14 protein-coding genes and 1 pseudogene are annotated in these 16,572 nt (G+C 64.4%); 12 read left to right on the top strand and 3 right to left on the bottom strand.

Annotated elements, in window-relative coordinates; genetic code table 11:
- Positions 1-3: 3 nt before the first annotated feature.
- The 12 genes and pseudogenes from NKJ11_RS21910 (at position 4) to NKJ11_RS21965 (ending at position 12,866) form a co-directional block, all read left to right on the top strand.
- Positions 4-942: a sugar ABC transporter substrate-binding protein gene (locus tag NKJ11_RS21910; RefSeq protein ID WP_128302819.1), complete on the top strand. Its 939-nt coding sequence runs from the start codon at positions 4-6 to the stop codon at positions 940-942.
- 238 nt (positions 943-1,180) lie between these two features.
- Positions 1,181-2,353 carry an FMNH2-dependent alkanesulfonate monooxygenase gene (ssuD, locus tag NKJ11_RS21915; RefSeq protein WP_128302820.1) on the top strand — a complete coding sequence of 391 codons (1,173 nt, stop codon included), beginning with the start codon at positions 1,181-1,183 and terminating at the stop codon, positions 2,351-2,353.
- Complete coding sequence (locus NKJ11_RS21920) at positions 2,350-3,810, top strand: FAD/NAD(P)-binding protein (RefSeq protein ID WP_128302821.1); 1,461 nt, start codon at positions 2,350-2,352, stop codon at positions 3,808-3,810. Before ssuD ends, NKJ11_RS21920 begins: the two co-directional genes overlap by 4 nt.
- 165 nt (positions 3,811-3,975) lie before the next feature.
- Positions 3,976-5,079: a dimethylsulfone monooxygenase SfnG gene (sfnG, locus tag NKJ11_RS21925; RefSeq protein WP_352794261.1), complete on the top strand. Its 1,104-nt coding sequence runs from the start codon at positions 3,976-3,978 to the stop codon at positions 5,077-5,079.
- 114 nt (positions 5,080-5,193) lie between these two features.
- A complete protein-coding gene (locus NKJ11_RS21930; RefSeq protein WP_023811539.1) occupies positions 5,194-6,129 on the top strand; it encodes an ABC transporter ATP-binding protein in 936 nt (311 codons plus the stop codon).
- Positions 6,126-7,025 (top strand): branched-chain amino acid ABC transporter permease, encoded by a 900-nt coding sequence (locus NKJ11_RS21935; protein ID WP_352439783.1) that lies wholly within the window; start codon positions 6,126-6,128, stop codon positions 7,023-7,025. Before NKJ11_RS21930 ends, NKJ11_RS21935 begins: the two co-directional genes overlap by 4 nt.
- A 3-nt stretch (positions 7,026-7,028) precedes the next feature.
- Positions 7,029-8,069, top strand: a complete 1,041-nt coding sequence (locus NKJ11_RS21940) for a branched-chain amino acid ABC transporter permease (protein ID WP_352439782.1) — start codon at positions 7,029-7,031, stop codon at positions 8,067-8,069.
- Between the two features lie 65 nt (positions 8,070-8,134).
- Positions 8,135-9,472, top strand: coding sequence for an ABC transporter substrate-binding protein (locus NKJ11_RS21945; protein ID WP_352794262.1), 1,338 nt, complete (start codon positions 8,135-8,137; stop codon positions 9,470-9,472).
- 81 nt (positions 9,473-9,553) lie between these two features.
- Entirely contained in the window at positions 9,554-10,360 is an 807-nt protein-coding gene (locus tag NKJ11_RS21950) for an ABC transporter ATP-binding protein (RefSeq protein WP_352611573.1), read from the top strand.
- 24 nt (positions 10,361-10,384) lie between these two features.
- Positions 10,385-11,631: pseudogene (locus NKJ11_RS21955) on the top strand (SfnB family sulfur acquisition oxidoreductase).
- Positions 11,632-11,703: 72 nt separating this feature from the next.
- Positions 11,704-12,264, top strand: a complete 561-nt coding sequence (gene msuE / locus NKJ11_RS21960; protein WP_023811544.1) for an FMN reductase — start codon at positions 11,704-11,706, stop codon at positions 12,262-12,264.
- Positions 12,265-12,380: 116 nt separating this feature from the next.
- Positions 12,381-12,866, top strand: coding sequence for a hypothetical protein (locus NKJ11_RS21965; protein WP_023811545.1), 486 nt, complete (start codon positions 12,381-12,383; stop codon positions 12,864-12,866).
- Positions 12,867-12,886: 20 nt separating this feature from the next.
- Here the strand turns inward: NKJ11_RS21965 and NKJ11_RS21970 are convergent, their stop codons facing one another.
- Genes NKJ11_RS21970 through NKJ11_RS21980 form a run of 3 tightly spaced genes read right to left on the bottom strand, consistent with a single transcriptional unit; the run spans position 12,887 to position 16,567 of the window.
- Positions 12,887-13,426 (bottom strand): hypothetical protein, encoded by a 540-nt coding sequence (locus NKJ11_RS21970; protein ID WP_352551202.1) that lies wholly within the window; start codon positions 13,424-13,426, stop codon positions 12,887-12,889.
- Positions 13,419-16,304 (bottom strand): sarcosine oxidase subunit alpha family protein, encoded by a 2,886-nt coding sequence (locus NKJ11_RS21975; protein ID WP_352794263.1) that lies wholly within the window; start codon positions 16,302-16,304, stop codon positions 13,419-13,421. Before NKJ11_RS21975 ends, NKJ11_RS21970 begins: the two co-directional genes overlap by 8 nt.
- Positions 16,301-16,567 (bottom strand): sarcosine oxidase subunit delta, encoded by a 267-nt coding sequence (locus NKJ11_RS21980; protein ID WP_128302831.1) that lies wholly within the window; start codon positions 16,565-16,567, stop codon positions 16,301-16,303. The genes NKJ11_RS21975 and NKJ11_RS21980 overlap by 4 nt, the downstream gene beginning before the upstream one ends.
- Between the last annotated feature and the right edge of the window lie 5 nt (positions 16,568-16,572).

Genomic DNA, 16,572 nt, shown 5'->3' on the forward strand with positions numbered 1-16,572 from the left:
CACATGATTGGCAAGAAAAGCATGCTTCACGTCGCCGCCATGGCGGCTGTGCTGGCATCGACGGGCTGGGCCAGCGCCAAGACGGTCTGCTACGTGACGGCAGCGGATTCGCATGCCTATGCGACGCCGGCCAACAAGGCGCTTCAGGCGCGCGCCGCGGAACTCGGCATCGAGATCCTGAGCCTCAGCCAGGATTTTGATGTCCAGAAAGGCACCGAGCAGCTCAACACCTGCGTTGCGCGCAAGGTCGACGGCATCATCCTGTGGCCGCTCGACCCGCAGGCCTACATACCGGGACTGGCGCGCGCGCAGCAGGCGAACATTCCGGCGATCCTCATCAATTCGCCGATGAGCGACGATGCCAAGCCGTTCATCAAGTCGTTCACCGGGCCTGATGTCTATGAGGAAGGCAAGCTGGCGGCGGACTCGCTGAGCAAGGCGCTCGGCGGCAAGGGCTCCGTCGTCATCATCGCCGGCCAGGCCGGCAACGGCACCACGATCGGACGTGTCAGCGGCTTCACCGACCGTCTCAAGGAAACCAATGCCGACATCAAGGTGCTCGACACGGTCAATGCCGACTTCGACCAGCAAAAGGCACTGGTGGTCAGCCGCGATCTGATCACACGCTTCGGCGACCAGATCAGCGGTGTCTACGCCAATGACGACACGATGGCCCGCGGCTTCATCGACGCATGGAAGGAGGCCAACCCCTCCAAGGCCGCACCGCCGATTGTCGGCATCAATGGCCAGAAGGATGCGTTCGAATCCATCCGCACCAATGAGATGTACTCGACCATCGTCCAGTCGCCCGTCGAGGATGGCCGCCTGGCGATCAACACGATGGCCGAGATCATCGACGGGAAGCAGGTCAAGGACCGGCTGCCCATCCCGCTGACCGTCGTCACCAAGGACAACGTCAACGCGGTCGAACCCGCGTTCTGATACGAAGGGGGCCGCCCCGGTTATTCGGCCGGGCCCCCTTTCCCTGCCAGAGAGAGAAATTCTAATAGCGGCGACAGAATTGGAATAAACTAACTCTACAGAGTTTGTGGAATAAGCAATCTGCACTGGCGATCTGGTTTCCACCCGGACAGGACCACGCCATGCCCACTCTTTCGCATCAGCTACTCACCAAAGCAGGCATATCCGGCCGCCTTCGCCAGGCAGCGGGAGAAAGGCCATGAGCCGGGTCGTGCCAGACCGCATCAAGGTGCTCTGGTTTCTGCCTACGCATGGCGACAGCCGCTACCTCGGCACGGCCGAGGGTGGCAGATCGGTCGATCTGCCGTATCTGACGCAAGTGGCGAAGGCGGCCGACACGCTCGGCTACTATGGCGTGCTGTTGCCGACCGGCCGCTCGTGCGAGGATTCCTGGGTGATCGCATCGGCTCTTGTGCCGATTACCGAGCGCTTGCGTTTCCTTGTCGCCGTGCGGCCCGGTTTGCAGTCGCCGACGCTGGCCGCGCGCATGACTGCGACGCTGGATCGCATCTCCAATGGCCGCCTGCTGATCAACGTCGTCACCGGCGGCGATCCGCTGGAGAACAAGGGCGACGGCATCTTCCTGTCGCATGCCGAACGCTATGAGGTGACGCAGGAGTTCTTGCAGATCTACAAGCGGGTGCTGAGCGGCGAGACGGTGGGGCACGAGGGCAAGCATTTCCACATCGAGGACGGCCGGCTGCTGTTTCCGCCGGTGCAGACGCCATATCCGCCATTGTATTTCGGGGGCTCGTCCGACGCTGGGTCCGTGGTGGCGGCGCAGGAGATCGACAAATATTTGACCTGGGGAGAGCCGCCAGCCGATGTCGAGCGCAAGCTGGACGGCATGCGTGAACTGGCGCAGAAGGCTGGCCGCAAGCTCTCCTTCGGCATTAGGCTGCATGTCATCGCCCGCGAAACCACCGAGGAGGCCTGGGCCGCTGCCGACAGGCTGATAAGCCGGCTCGACGACGCGACGATCGCCTCGGCGCAGAAGGTCTTTGCCCGCATGGATTCGGTCGGCCAGGCGCGGATGAGCGCATTGCATGGCGGCAATCGCGCCAAGCTCGAGATCGCCCCCAACCTCTGGGCCGGCGTCGGCCTGGTGCGCGGCGGCGCAGGTACCGCACTTGTCGGCGATCCCGACACGATCGCCGAGCGCATCGACGAGTACCGGCGCCTCGGCATCGATACCTTCATCCTTTCCGGCTATCCACATCTCGAAGAAGCCTATCGCTTCGGCGAGCTGGTGCTGCCGAAACTGCCGACCGACCATCCGGTCAAGGCAGCCGGCTCGTCCGTAAACACCGGTCCGTTCGGCGAAACCATCGCCGGCGACCACCGGCCGAAGTCGCTCGCCAGCGCCTCGTGAACTTGCTTCCTGCGTCCTCGCGGTTGCGCGTCGCCATTATTGGCGGCGGCTTTTCCGGTGCGGCGGTGGCGTGGCACCTGGCGCAAATGCCTCGACCGGAGCGCATTTCCATTTCCGTGATCGAGCCGCGACCCTTGATTGGCGGTGGCCTTGCCTATTCCAGCGAGGAACCCTCTCATCGGGTCAATGTTCCCGCGGTCAGGATGAGCATGGCTCCCGACGACCCGCAGCATTTTGCACGCTGGTTGACTGGCAGCGGAGAACTCGAACACGACCCGGATGCGATCTGGATGAACGGCGACGCTTTTCCGCGCCGGCGCGTGTTCGGTCGCTATGTTGCCGAGCATCTGGCGCCGCATCTCAATTCCGGCCTTGTCCATCATGTTGAAGGTTCCGCCACACGCGTGACACGCGATGCCAGTGGCGCGGGCTGGACCGTGCACACCTCTGCCGGACCGGTCGCCTCCGACATCGTCGTTCTAGCAGCAACGCATCCGCAGCCTGCAATTCCAGCCGCGTTGATCCACCTGACGGAAGCGCCGGGTTTCATCGCCGACCCATACGCAGCCGCGGCGCTTGCCGGGATCGGGCCGGACGCCTCGGTGCTGATCGTCGGCTCCGGGCTGACCTCGGCCGACATGGTCGCCGAACTTGACCGTCGTGGCCATCGTGGCCGCATCCTCACGCTGTCGCGCCGCGGCTTACGCTCGCGCGGACACCCCGATGTCAGGGGCGAGCCTTTTGGCGATTTTGCATCCGCGCCGGCGACGACGGCGCTCGGCCTGCTCAGGACCATTCGCGCGACGCTGGCAGCGGCAAGAGCGGCCAATGTCAACTGGCAGTCGGTCTTCGACCAGTTGCGCCTGCAGGGGCCGGTGCTGTGGGCCGCACTTGCCCCGCCGGAGCGGGCAAGGCTGGTCCGCCAGCTGCGCGTGTTCTGGGACGTGCATCGTTTCAGGATCGCCCCGCAGGTCGCCGCCGTGCTCGACCGGCGCCATGCCGCCGGTACAGTCGACACCATTGCCGCCAGGCTTGTCGCGTCGAACGATGAGGACGGCAGCCTAGCTGTCAGCTTTCAACGGCGCGGGCAGACCCGGATCGAGGCGGCGCGCTTCGCTGCCGTCATCAACACCACCGGTCCGGCTCATGGGCAGGCGCTGCAGCTGAACCCGGCGCTGAGCTCGCTGGCGGAAACCGGCTTGATCAGGACGGACCAATATGGGCTTGGCATCGAGACAGGTCTCGACAGCCGCGCGATCGGCCGGGACGGTGAGGCGGTCGCGACACTCCTGGTCGCCGGCCCGCTGGCACGAGGGACTTTCGGCGAGCTCATGGGTCTGCCGGAAGTCGCTCGCCATGCCCAGGCGGTCGCGGTTGAAATTGCCAAGCTGCTGGTAACGCTGCCGTCAGCGCAGGCCATCGGCGCCAATGCCGCGCAGGGTCCGGTCATGAGCTGACACCGGCAAACCGGGTTGGCCGAGCAAAATTGGTATTTCCGTCCCAAGAGGGGCTCAAAAACGGAAAATCCTTCTTTGTATATAGATTCTATAAACATAATAAATACCGACGAAACCGGCTGCGGTCGGATCGATCAACGAGATGGCCTGAATGGGAGACAGTTCATGGCACACGCAGAGACCGACTCGATCAAGTTTGCTTACTGGGTGCCGAATGTTTCGGGCGGCCTTGTGATCTCCAACATCGAGCAGCGCACCAACCATTCGGCCGAGTACAATCGCAAGCTGGCGCAGATCGCCGAGAAGTCCGGCTTTGATTACGCACTCAGCCAGATCCGCTTCACCGCCGGCTACGGCGCCGACGAGCAGCATGAATCGGTGGCGTTCAGCCATGATCTGCTGGCGGCGACCACAACGCTCAAGGTCATCGCGGCGATCCTGCCCGGACCGTGGAACCCGGCGCTGGCGGCCAAGCAGATCGCCACCATCAGCTATCTCACCAATGGCCGCGTCGCGATCAACCTCGTCTCCGGCTGGTTCCGTGGCGAGTTCCATGCCATCGGCGAGCATTGGCTCGACCATGACGAGCGCTATCGCCGCTCGGAGGAATTCATTCGTGCGCTGCGCGGAATATGGACCGAGGACAGCTTCACCTTCCGTGGCGATTTCTACCGCTTCAACGAATATTCGCTGAAGCCGAAACCGCCGCAGCCGCTGCCCGAAATCTTCCAGGGCGGCTCGTCGCGCGCCGCGCGCGACATGGCATCGCGGGTCTCGGACTGGTACTTCACCAATGGCAACACGCCGGCCGAGGTCGCCAAGCAGGTCGACGACCTCAGGACCAAGGCGAAGGCCAATAACCATTCCGTCAAGGTTGGCGTCAACGCCTTCGCGGTCGTCCGCGAGACAGAGGATGAGGCCAGGGCGGTGCTCGCCGAAATCATTGCCAAGGCCAACCCCGAGGCGGTCAACGCCTTTGGCCATGAGGTGAAAAATGCCGGCAAGGCTTCGCCGGAAGGCGAGGGCAATTGGGCGAAATCCTCCTTCGACGATCTGGTCCAGTACAATGACGGCTTCCGCTCGAACCTGATCGGCACCCCCAGGCAGGTCGCTCAACGCATCGTCGACCTGAAGCGCGCCGGCGCCGATCTCATCCTGCTCGGCTTCCTGCACTTCCAGGAAGAGGTCGAGTATTTCGGCAAGCATGTCATCCCGCTGGTCCGCGAACTGGAAAACGCCGAGGCGGCGGCGTCGCTGGCGGCGGAGTAGCCATCCCGCAGCCTGGCCCGCCACGGTCCGGCCAGTACACGCATGAAGGTTGCCGGCGCGCTCGATCCGTCGAGCGGCAATGAGGTTTTGCGCGCCTAATCAAGGACGATTGGAATGCCGTTGCCCAGTTATACGCTCGGAGTGATGGACGCTTCGGTCTATGCGCCGGAAGTCTTTGCGCGCGGCCTGCCGTCAAGCCCGCGTCTGCAGCAGCAGTCCGAAGACGACGGCGAGCCGATCGGCTCCGTTGCTGGTGTCGCCGCTCCGCTGCTTTCGCTCCAGGGCATCGGCCTGTCGTTCGGCGGCGTCGTGGCACTGGCCGATATCGACCTGTCGGTTCACCCAGGCGAAATTCGCGCCATCATCGGCCCGAACGGCGCCGGCAAAAGCTCGCTGATCAACGTCATCAGCGGCGTCTATCGGCCGGATCGCGGCCACGTCCGGCTCGACGGCACCTTCTATGCCCAGGTGCCGACGCAGCAGTTGGCTCACCTCGGTGTCGCCAGAACCTTCCAGAACCTTGCACTGTTCAAGGGTCTCAGCGTCCTCGACAATGTCGCTTCCGGCCTCGCCTACAAGGTTCGCTCCAACTTTGCCGGCCAGGTGCTCGGCATCGGCCGCTCGCGCGGCGAGCAGCGCGAAACACGCAGCCGCGCGGAACAGATCCTCGAATTTCTCGACCTCACCGCCATTCGCGACCGTCTTGTCGGCACCTTGCCTTACGGACTGCAGAAGCGTGTCGAACTGGCCCGCGCACTGGTCGCCCAGCCGCGCCTGCTTTTGCTCGACGAGCCGATGGCCGGCATGACCGCGAGCGAAAAGAGCGAGATGGCGGCTTTCGTCCGTGCCGCGCGCGATCGTTTCGCCACCACCGTGGTGTTGATCGAGCACGATGTCGGCGTCGTCATGGGCCTGTCCGACCGCATTGCCGTTCTCGACTACGGCCGCAAGATCGCCGACGCCACGCCAGACGAGGTCAGGAACGACCAGCGCGTCATCGATGCCTACCTCGGCGTCGCCTCGGACAATGAGGACGGGGCAGGCATATGATCGCCGATTTCGACTACCAGTTCTTCATCGAAGTGCTCGTCGGCGGCCTGCTCTCCGGCGTCATGTACTCGCTGGTCGCGATCGGCTTCGTGCTGATCTACAAGACCTCGGGCGTGCTCAATTTCGCGCAAGGCGCGATGCTGTTGTTCGCGGCACTCACCTTCGTCAGCCTTATCGAGCGCGGCATCCCGTTCGCGCTGGCGCTGGTGATCACTTTCGCCATCATGGTCGCCATGGGTGTCGCCATCGAGCGCACGGTGCTGCGGCCGCTGACCAACAAGCCGCCGATCACACTGTTCATGGCGACGCTCGGCCTGTCCTACATCATCGAGGGCGCCGCCCAGCTGATCTGGGGCACGCAGGTCCACGGCCTCGATCTCGGCATCGAGGACGTGCCGCTGGAAATCGGCGGCGTGCTGATCAGCCAGTTCGACATTTTTGCCGCAGTGGTTGCCGCCGGCATGGTCCTCTTGCTGTCGCTGTTTTTCCGCTACACCCGCATCGGCCTCTCCTTTCGCGCCGTCGCCGACGATCAGTTCGCGGCCCTCGCGGTCGGTCTCAGGCTGCCGCTGATCTGGGCCACCGTCTGGGCTGCTGCCGGTCTTGTCGCACTGGTGGCGGGACTGCTCTGGGGTGCGCGCCTCGGTGTGCAGTTCTCGCTGTCGCTGGTGGTGCTCAAGGCGCTGCCGGTGCTGGTGCTCGGCGGCTTCGATTCCATCCTCGGTGCCATCGTCGGCGGGTTGCTGATCGGCGCCAGCGAGAAGCTCGCCGAGGTCTATATCGGCGACTATTTCGGCGGCGGCATAGAGAGCTGGTTCGCCTATGTCGTCGCGCTGGTCTTCCTGCTGATCCGTCCTTCCGGCCTGTTCGGCCAGAAGCTCGTCGAGAGGATCTGAGCCATGACCGCCATAACAAGCGATTTCTCGTCCGCGCCGGTGCTGCCGAAATGGGTCGTGCCCGTGTTGCTGCTCGCCTTCGCCTATGGCGTCGTGCCGCTGATCGGCTCGAGCTATCTGTTCGAGGCCATCCTGCTGCCGTTCCTGGCGCTCAGCCTCGCCGGCGTGGGCTTGAACATCCTGACCGGCTATGCCGGCCAGGTTTCGCTGGGTAGTGCTGCCTTCATGGCGGCGGGCGCCTTCGCCGCCTATAATTTCAACCTGCGCGTCGAAGGCCTGCCGCTGATCGGCAGCATTTTCCTGGCCGGCATCGTCGCCGCCGCGATCGGCATCGTCTTCGGCCTGCCTAGCCTGCGGCTCAAAGGCTTCTACCTCGCGGTTTCGACGCTCGCCGCGCAGTTCTTCGTGCAATGGGCGCTGACCAAGTTCAGCTGGTTCTCCAACAACTCGGCTTCCGGCGTCATCGACGCGCCGAGATTGTCGATTTCAGGCTTCGCGCTCGACGGCGCCATCGGCCGCTATCTCTTCGCGCTAACCATCGTCACCGTGCTGACCTTCCTCGCCCATCGGCTGGTCTCGTCGCAGACCGGGCGCAACTTCATCGCCATCCGCGACAATGAAACCGCTGCCCGCATCATCGGCATCCCGGTGCTGAAGACCAAGCTGCTGGCCTTCGCCATCTCGTCCTTCATCATCGGCGTCGCCGGCGTCATCTGGGCCTTCGCGTATCTGCGGACCGTCGAGCCGGATGGCTTCGACCTCGACCGGTCGTTCCAGATACTGTTCATCATCATCATCGGTGGCCTGGCTTCGATCCGCGGCGCATTTTTCGGCGCCGCCCTCATCGTGGTCTTCCCGCTCGCTCTTTCGCGCCTCGGCGGCTTCCTGCTTGGCGATCTTTTCGATTCGGGCGTGCTCGACATGAGCCAGCGCATCGTGCTGGGCGCGCTCATCATCCTGTTTCTGATCCTTGAACCCGACGGGCTGGTGGCGCTGTGGGACAGGGTCCGAAGACGGCTCCTGTCCGCCTGGCAGTCGACTTGAGCTGACGCATCGAAAATGAACCAGAGGCCGAACCCAAGACGGCCCATACCGGGAGTACCTCAACCATGAATTTCCTGAACACAATCAAGGCGGCGGCGCTGTCCGCGGCGATGATCGTGTCGGTGGCCTTGCCCGCCGCGCACGCCGACGAACAGTATTTCCCGCTGCAGAGCTATCGTGTCGGGCCGTATGCGGCCGGCGGCACCGGCTTCTTCGGCGGCTTCATCGATTATCTCAACCTCATCAACATCCGCGACGGCGGCGTCAACGGCGTCAAGCTGACCTGGGACGAATGCGAGACCCAGTACGAGGTCGAGCGCGGCGTCGAATGCTACGAGCGGCAGAAGAGCCATGCCGGTGCCGCCGCCTGGAACCCGCTCTCGGTCGGCATCGCCTACGCCATGATCGACCGCATCACCGCCGACAAGGTGCCGCTGATCACCGTCAACCACGGCCGCACCGATTCCACAGATGGACGCGTTTTCCCCTACGTCTTCCCGCTGCTGCTCAATCCTTACAGCGAGACATCAGGCATCGTGAACTACATCGCCTCCAAGGAAGGCGGCATCGACAGACTGAAGGGCAAGAAGATCGTCGTGCTCTATCACGGCTCGCCTTACGGCAAGGAAACCATCCCGATCTATGAATTGCTGGCGCAGAAATACGGCTTCACCGTGCAGCAGATCGAGGTGCCGCATCCCGGTAACGAGCAGCAGTCGCAGTGGCTGACGATCCGCCGCGCCAAGCCGGACTTCGTCGTCCTGCGCGGGTGGGGCGTGATGAACCCGGTGGCGTTGAAAACGGCGGTCAAGGTCGGCTTTCCCGTCGATCACATCGTCGGCAATGTCTGGTCGAACTCGGAAGAGGATGTCATCCCGGCCGGCGACGCCGCCAAGGGTTACACCGCCATCACCACCCAGGCTTCCGGCAACTCCTACCCGGTGGTTCAGGAGATCGTGAAGACGGTCTACGGCGCCGGCAAGGGTAACCTCGAAGACAAGGCGCGTATCGGCTCGGTCTACCACAATCTCGGCATCGTCAACGGCATCCTCAATGTCGAGGCGATCCGCGTCGCGCAGGAGAAGTTCGGCCACCGCACGCTGACCGGCGACGAGGTCCGCTGGGGCTTCGAGCACCTCAAGCTTGATCCGGCCAAAGTCGAGGCGCTTGGCGCCAAGGACCTGTTCCACTCGATCAATGTCAGCTGGGACAATCACGAAGGCGAGGGCTACGTGACCTTCCAGCAGTGGGGCGGCAAGAAGTGGAACGTCGTCTCCGACTGGATCGCGCCGGACTGGGCGCTGCTGCGGCCAATCATCGAGAAGTCCGCCGAGGCCTACGCCGCCGAGAAGGGCATCAAGCTGCGCACCGCGGATGATGCCAACGCAGTGACCACCAACTGATCAGGGCAGAGCCGGGCGCAGCGGATAGGGTTCCGCAGCGCCCGGCCTGTTCGGTTCATCGAACCACAAAATGAGAGCCCCATGCCGGACGATGACGTCATTCTTGCCGTGGATACGGTTCATGCCACCTACAACCACGCCATCACGGCGCTGCACGGCGTCAGCTTCGAACTTCGGCGCGGCCAGATCCTGGCATTGCTTGGCGCCAATGGCGCCGGCAAGACCACGACGCTCAAGGCCGTCTCCAATTTGCTGCCGGCCGAGCGTGGCCAGGTCAATGCAGGCACCATCCGCTATGAAGGCTCGGATGTCTCGCGCCGCAAGCCGGGCGATCTCGTGCGCGCCGGCCTGGTCCAGGTGCTGGAAGGCCGGCATTGCTTCAAGAGCCTCACCGTCGAGGAAAATCTGGTTGCCGGCGGCATTGGCCGCAGTGGCCGCCGCGCCGAGATCAACGAAGATCTCGAGCGGATCTACGGCTATTTCCCGAGGCTCAGGGAAAAGCGCCGGACATCGTCCGGCCTGACTTCTGGCGGCGAACAGCAGATGACCGCCATCGGCCGGGCGCTGATGTCGCGGCCGCGCCTGCTGGTCCTCGACGAACCGTCGATGGGTCTCGCGCCGCTCATCGTCCAGGACATCTTCCAGACGCTCAGAAAGCTGAACCGCGAGACCGGCCTGTCGATCCTGGTCGCCGAGCAGAATTCGGCGGTGGCGCTCCGTTATGCCGACCACGCCACTGTGCTCGAAAACGGCGTCTCCGTTCTCACTGGTGCGGCCGCCGAGCTTCGCCAGCGCGAGGACATCAGGGCCTTCTACCTCGGTCAATCGACCGCCGGGCAACAGCCTTCGCCCGCCGTCAAACCAGCCCATCTCCATGCCGTTGCCTGAAATGAAATCCCAAGGAGCAGTGAAATGACCGTTTCGACCGTCAAGACCGACCAGGCTTCCGCCGCCGTGCCGGCAGTCGCAAGACCGACCGCGCCGGCGCACATCATCAAGGACGCCGCCGAGGCGATTGCTATCGCCCACGCGCTCGCCGCCGAATTCGTCAAGGACTCCTCAAGGCGCGACCGCGAGCGGATCTGGCCGGTTGCCGAACTCGATGCCTTTTCGCAAAGCGGCCTGTGGTCGATCAACGTGCCCAAGGCATTCGGCGGGCCGGAATTGTCCTATGCGACGCTGGCGAAGGTGATCGAGATCATCTCGGCGGCCGATTCCTCGATCGGCCAGATTGCCCAGAACCATCTCGGCGTGGTCGCCGCCATCCGCACCGTGTCCGACGCGGACCAGCAGAAGCTGCTGTTTGCCGAAGCGTTGAAAGGCACGCGGTTCGGCAACGCCTTTTCCGAGTTCGGCTCCAAACGCGCCGCCGATTTCGAAACCCGCTTCACCGATGCCGGCGACCATGTCGTCGTCAATGGCCGCAAATTCTATTCGTCCGGCGCGCTGCTCGCTCATCTCGTGCCGATCGTCGCGCTCGATGACCAAGGCCGTGCCTGGTATGCGATCGCCGACCGCGGCGCGCCCGGCCTGACCGTCATCGACGATTGGTCGAGCTTCGGCCAGCGCACGACGCTGTCCGGCACCGTCATCATCGACAACGTCAAGGTGCCGAAGACGCATCTGGTGCCAGGCTACAAGGGTTTTGACAGGCCAACCGCCGACGGCGCCATCTTCCAGATCATCCAAGTGGCGGTCGACACCGGCATCGCCCAGGCAGCGATCGACGAGACGGTCAATTCGTCAGGACCAAGAGCCGAGCCTGGATCGACAGTGGCGTCGACAATGCCTGGGACGATCCCTACACCATCCAGGCCATCGGCGACCTGACGCTGCGCCTGCACGCGGCGCAGGCGCTGCTGGAAAAGGCCGGCCTGGCAATCGACCGGGCGGTGATCGAGCCGACCGCCGACACGGTGGCGCACGCCCAGATCGTCACCGCCGAGGCAAAAATCCTGTCGACCGAGATCGCCATTGCCGCCACCAACAAGCTGTTCGAACTTGCGGGGACCCGCTCAACGCTGGCCGAACACAATCTCGACCGGCATTGGCGCAACGCGCGCACGCACACGCTGCACGATCCGGTGCGCTGGAAATATTCGATCCTCGGCAAATATTTCCTCAACGGCGAAAACCCGCCGCTGCACGCCTGGAGCTGATTTCTCACCGGCGGGCGAGAGGCTCGCCACAGCAAAATTTTTCGGCCACTATACCCCAAGAGGTTCACTGCCATGTCAAATCCAACAGTCGTCGGCTTTTCCGGCAACATCACCCGGCCGTCAAAGACGCGCGCCTTCGTCGATCTGGTCACCAGGGACATCGCCGCCAGCCACAGTCTGTCGGCGACCACTTATGATATCGAGGATCTCGGCCCGTCGCTCGGCACGGCAAGATGGGCCCGCGACCTCGATAGCCAGGCCCGGGCGATCCTGGACGAAGTCCTCGCTGCCGACGTGCTCGTCGTCGGCTCGCCGACCTACAAAGGCAGCTATACCGGCCTGTTCAAGCACTTCTTCGACCTGATCGATCCGGCAGCGCTGCGGGGGAAGCCCATCGTGTTGACGGCGACCGGCGGTGGCGAGCGCCACGCCTTGATTGTCGAACATCAGCTGCGGCCGCTGTTCGGCTTCTTTGAGGCCTTTGCGCTGCCCACCGCCGTCTACGCCACCGACAAGGATTTCACCGACGGCGTGCTACACTCCGAGGCGATCCTTAAGCGTGCCGCGCAGGCGGTCGACGAGGTCGGCTTCGTGCTGGCCAACCGCTCGGCAGGCAGGATCGCCGCCGAATAGACGCCGTCGGCGGATTACGCCGCAACCGAAATTCGCGTAATGATTGATCTCGCTTACGCAATTTACGACTGCCCGCTAAAAACGTTCCTGTCTGATTCGTCTGGGACAGGAACGTCATGAGCAAAGCCCTCACATCCTTCGCATTGGTCGCCGTGCTGACCGCCTTGCTCATGGCGTTGAGCCTGGCTGTCGCCAGGCACGGCTATCCCTATGGTGCCATCGGCGTCAGGCGCCTTGACGGCATCGCCGACGCCGGCGTGTTCATCCCGATTGCCGCTGTCTATTTCTTCAGCGCAATGCTGATGATGATCCTGCCGATCAGGGCGGCCGGCATCGTCCTGACCCATGCCGCCGATGCCCTCTTCTGGACCGTGATTGCACTGTTTGCGACCATCGTCGGCTGTCTTGTCGCCAGATGGGCGTTCGGGCAGGGCAGCGCCGTGTGGGCATTGCTGAACTGGCGGTTCCTGTTTGCGGCGGCGATCGTAGGTTGTCACTTCGTCATGAACGAGCTGCGCCGCAACGTGCTGCTGCGCAGCCTGTTCTTCGTGGTCTTTGCCGCCGCGACGCTGGCCTGCCTGTTCTGGTCGTTCACGCTCTGACCGGATCGCACTGCCGCCGGCTAATCGGCTGATCCGGCGGCGATGTTGCCGATGGCAATTTCCATCCATGTCCAGAGATAGGCGGCAAGACCGCGATCGACATGGATGCGCAGCTTGCCGTCATGGCAATAGACGACGGCGCTGATGCCGGCGAAGGAAAGCGCTGCACTGGCACTTGGCTGGCTGGGATCGAGCGTCGTTCCACGCGCGATGAAAGCATCGAGCGCCGTGCCCTCGGCCTCGAATATTTGCAACCCGGCGCTGATCGCCGTCGCCGCGAACCCGTCTGCATGCCAGCCCGTGGGGATGGGGAGCGGGCTCTTCGACACGACGAGCAACCGGTCGCGCGCCAGCCGCGCCGCATAGCGGTCGCCCTGTGCGGTACCAAAAGCACCCACGCCAGTTCCGTCGACACCGGAAGCCCTTGCCCACGCGTCGAGGTCGCCACTGACCAGAAGCTGGTTGAGGCCGCAGATCGCGCTGACCGCAAGGCCCGGCGTGGCGATGACCGCGCCCTGCCAGTCCGGTGCAACGGACCATTTTTCCGCGAGATCACGCATGCAGCCGCTCTCCTGCCGGGTCGAAGGCGCAAGGGGCGGTAATCGTCGCCTTGCTGATCTTGCCGAGATGCTGGATGTCGATCGTCTCGCCGTGCCGCGTCGCGCCGCGCTCGATCAGCCCAAGCGCAACCGGGCGGCCGAGCGTCGGGCTCTGGTAGCTCGAGGTGACAAAGCCCTGGCTGCGCAATCTGCCGTCGCTCCGTTTGATGCCGTGCGCGCCGGTCGGTAGCGGCGCTTCGCCTTGCGGCACCGCCAATCCGACAAGCTGCATGCGGTTGTCACGCGAGGCCTCCTCTGTGAACAGCGAGCGGCGGCCGACGAACTCGGTCTGGCGCTTGGCGCGCGGACCGTCGACGCCGAGATCATGCGGCAACGTGGTGCCGTCAGTGTCCCTGCCGATGACGATAAAGCCTTTCTCTGTCCGCAGGATCATCAGCGCCTCGAGGCCGATGACGACGGCCTCGAGCGCCTGGCCGGCCTCGCGCAGATGCGCCCATAACGGCTCGGCGCGATCGGCCCGGATGGAGATTTCGTAGCTCCTGTCGCCAGTGAAGCTGACGCGGGCAATACGGACATCGTCGCCGGCATAGGTGCCATGAGCGATCGCCATATGCGGCAGGTCGGCATCGTCGAGCGAGAGGCCGAGGCCAAGCGTTTCGAGCAGTTTTCGGGAGTTTGGCCCCGAGACGGTCAGCGTCGCCATGTCTGATGTGGCGTTGTGGATGTAGACGGCGTCGCGCCCAAAACGGTCCTGACGCCATTCCTCCAGCCGGGCGTGCACGGCAGCGACATGCGAGGACGAGCACGAGACGACGAAGCGATGCTCGTCCAACCGCACCAGAACGCCGTCGTCGAAGACCACGCCGTTCTCCGACAGCATGAAGCCGTAGCGGCAGCGGCCGGGCTTCAGCGTCGACATGGTGTTGTAGTACAGAAAATCCACGAATGCGGCCGCCTGCGGCCCGATCACCTCGATCTTGCCGAGCGTCGAACCATCGAACAGCGCCACGGATTGACGGGCGCGCCGTGCCTCGTCCGCGATCGAACGCTCCGCATCTGCGTAGCCGCCATAGTGGGCCGGGCGCAGCCAGCCGCCATATTCCTGAAAGACGGCGCCATTGGCGCGGTGGACATTTTCGAGCGGCAGCCGGCGCACCGGCGCCATCAATTCGCCGACGCGCGCGCCGGCAAAGCTTGCCAGCGGCACCGGGGTGAATGGCGGACGATAGGTGGTGGTGCCGACCTCCGGCACGGTGCGGCCGGTGATGCCGGCCATCAGCGCCAGGCCGGGCAGGTTGGAGGTCTTGCCCTGGTCGGTCGCCATGCCGAGCGTGGTGTAGCGCTTCAGATGTTCGACCGAGACGAAGTTTTCGCGCGCTGCCAACTCGACGTCCTTCACCGTCACGTCGTTTTGATAGTCGATCCAGATGCGTCCCTTCGAGCCCGGCATTGGCCATGCCGCGACTATGCCGTCCGTTGCCTCCGGCCCGGTGCTCCGCGGTAGGGGAGCCTTCGTCTGGCCGAGCGATGCAACGGCGGTGCTGGCGCCAGCAAACACCTCCGACAAGGAAACCGCGCCGGCAGCCGCACCTGCCACCGCGATGTTATCGACCGGATCGCCCGGCAGAAAGGCCGCGCGCGCCTCGCTCCAGGCGAGCTTGCCCTTGGCTTGGCCGAAGAGATGGAGGGTCGGCGTCCAGCCGCCCGAGATCAGGATGCAATCGGCATCGAACCTCGTGCCGTCGTCGAGCGTTACGCCGTCGACGCGCAGCCTGCCGCTGGCGGATATGAGAGAACGCCCTTTGGCCAGCCGGACATTGGCCGGCGCGGCAGGCGTGCCGTCGCGCCGGATGTCGACAAGCCTGACTTCGGCGCCGGCCTCGGCAAGCGCCCCCGCCACCTCATAGGCGCTGTCATTGTTGGTGGCGACGACGATGCGGCGGCCGACCAGCACAGCGTGGCACCGGAGATAGGCGAGCGCCGCATCCGCCGATAGGATGCCCGGCAGGTCGTTGTTGGCGAAGGGCAGCGGCCGCTCGATGGCGCCGGCCGCCAGCACGATCTGGCGCGGCCTGACCCGCCACAGCGTATCCGGCCGGCCGTCGAGATGACGCTGGTTCAGCCCGACCAGATTGTGGTCGTAAATGCCGAAGGCGGTGGTCGAAGGCAGGATGAGGTGACCGCCAGCGGCAAGCTCGGCAATCGTCTCCTTGACCCATACGGCCGCCGGCTTGCCGTCGATCTCCGCGGCACGATGGCTGAGCGATCCGCCGGGGCTATGCTGGTCGTCGACCAGTGTGACGGTCAGGCCAGCACCAGACGCCAGCCTTGCCGCCGCCAGCCCTGCGGGTCCCGCGCCTACAACCAGCACATCGGAATGATGGTTGATCTGGTCCGCCGTGCCCGGCGAGATCCAGTCGGCGTCGACTGTGCCCAATCCCGCCATGGCGCGGATGCGCGGCTCGAACCTGTGCCAGTCCGGCCACATGAAAGTCTTGTAGTAGAACGCCGCCGGTATGAAGCGCGCGAAACGGTCGAGAAAGGCGTTGCGGTCGGCCAGCGCGCTGGGCGTGGCGTTGACGCTTTTCGCCATCAGCCCGTCGCGCGCCGGCTCGGTCGTGGCGCGCGTGTTGGGCTTCGCCGGCACGCTGCCGCCGAGATCGACCAGCGCGTTCGGCTCCTCGACGCCGGCACCCCAGATGCCGCGCGGCCGGTGATATTTGAAGCTGCGGCCGACGACCGCGACGTCGCCGGCCAGCAGCGCCGAGGCGATGGTGTCGCCGGCAAAGCCATGCACGGTGGCGCCGTCGAAGCTGAAGCGGATCGGGCGCGAGCGGTCGATGGCGCTGCCGCCGGTGGCAAGACGCGAGGCGGTCACGCGGCATGCTCCCCGTCGAGAGCGGCCGAAGACAGCACCTTGTGGGTGATGGTGTCCCGCTCCATGGCGAAGAACTCGCCGCAAATCATGTGGGCCCAGATCTCGCGCGCCGTGCCTTTCGGATTGCCGCGCAGATAGAGGTACTCAGCCCAGCGATCGATCGGCACGTCGGCACCGTCAGGCCTGATGTTGCCGGCATCGCCGCCATAGTGGAATTCGGTCTCGTCACGCGGGCCGCAAAATGGGCAAGGGAACAACTGCATGATTG

The sequence above is a fragment of the Mesorhizobium sp. M0243 genome (assembly GCF_040321775.1).
GTDB lineage: Bacteria > Pseudomonadota > Alphaproteobacteria > Rhizobiales > Rhizobiaceae > Mesorhizobium.

Bases quoted from the DNA above. Each gene is read 5' to 3' on its own strand.
- NKJ11_RS21935 (WP_352439783.1), top strand. From the start codon at position 6,126: ATGATCGCCGATTTCGACTACCAGTTCTTCATCGAAGTGCTCGTCGGC.
- msuE (WP_023811544.1), top strand. From the start codon at position 11,704: ATGTCAAATCCAACAGTCGTCGGCTTTTCCGGCAACATCACCCGGCCG.
- sfnG (WP_352794261.1), top strand. From the start codon at position 3,976: ATGGCACACGCAGAGACCGACTCGATCAAGTTTGCTTACTGGGTGCCG.
- NKJ11_RS21980 (WP_128302831.1), bottom strand. From the start codon at position 16,567: ATGCAGTTGTTCCCTTGCCCATTTTGCGGCCCGCGTGACGAGACCGAA.
- NKJ11_RS21970 (WP_352551202.1), bottom strand. From the start codon at position 13,426: ATGCGTGATCTCGCGGAAAAATGGTCCGTTGCACCGGACTGGCAGGGC.
- NKJ11_RS21965 (WP_023811545.1), top strand. From the start codon at position 12,381: ATGAGCAAAGCCCTCACATCCTTCGCATTGGTCGCCGTGCTGACCGCC.
- ssuD (WP_128302820.1), top strand. From the start codon at position 1,181: ATGAGCCGGGTCGTGCCAGACCGCATCAAGGTGCTCTGGTTTCTGCCT.
- NKJ11_RS21945 (WP_352794262.1), top strand. From the start codon at position 8,135: ATGAATTTCCTGAACACAATCAAGGCGGCGGCGCTGTCCGCGGCGATG.
- NKJ11_RS21910 (WP_128302819.1), top strand. From the start codon at position 4: ATGATTGGCAAGAAAAGCATGCTTCACGTCGCCGCCATGGCGGCTGTG.
- NKJ11_RS21950 (WP_352611573.1), top strand. From the start codon at position 9,554: ATGCCGGACGATGACGTCATTCTTGCCGTGGATACGGTTCATGCCACC.
- NKJ11_RS21930 (WP_023811539.1), top strand. From the start codon at position 5,194: ATGCCGTTGCCCAGTTATACGCTCGGAGTGATGGACGCTTCGGTCTAT.
- NKJ11_RS21940 (WP_352439782.1), top strand. From the start codon at position 7,029: ATGACCGCCATAACAAGCGATTTCTCGTCCGCGCCGGTGCTGCCGAAA.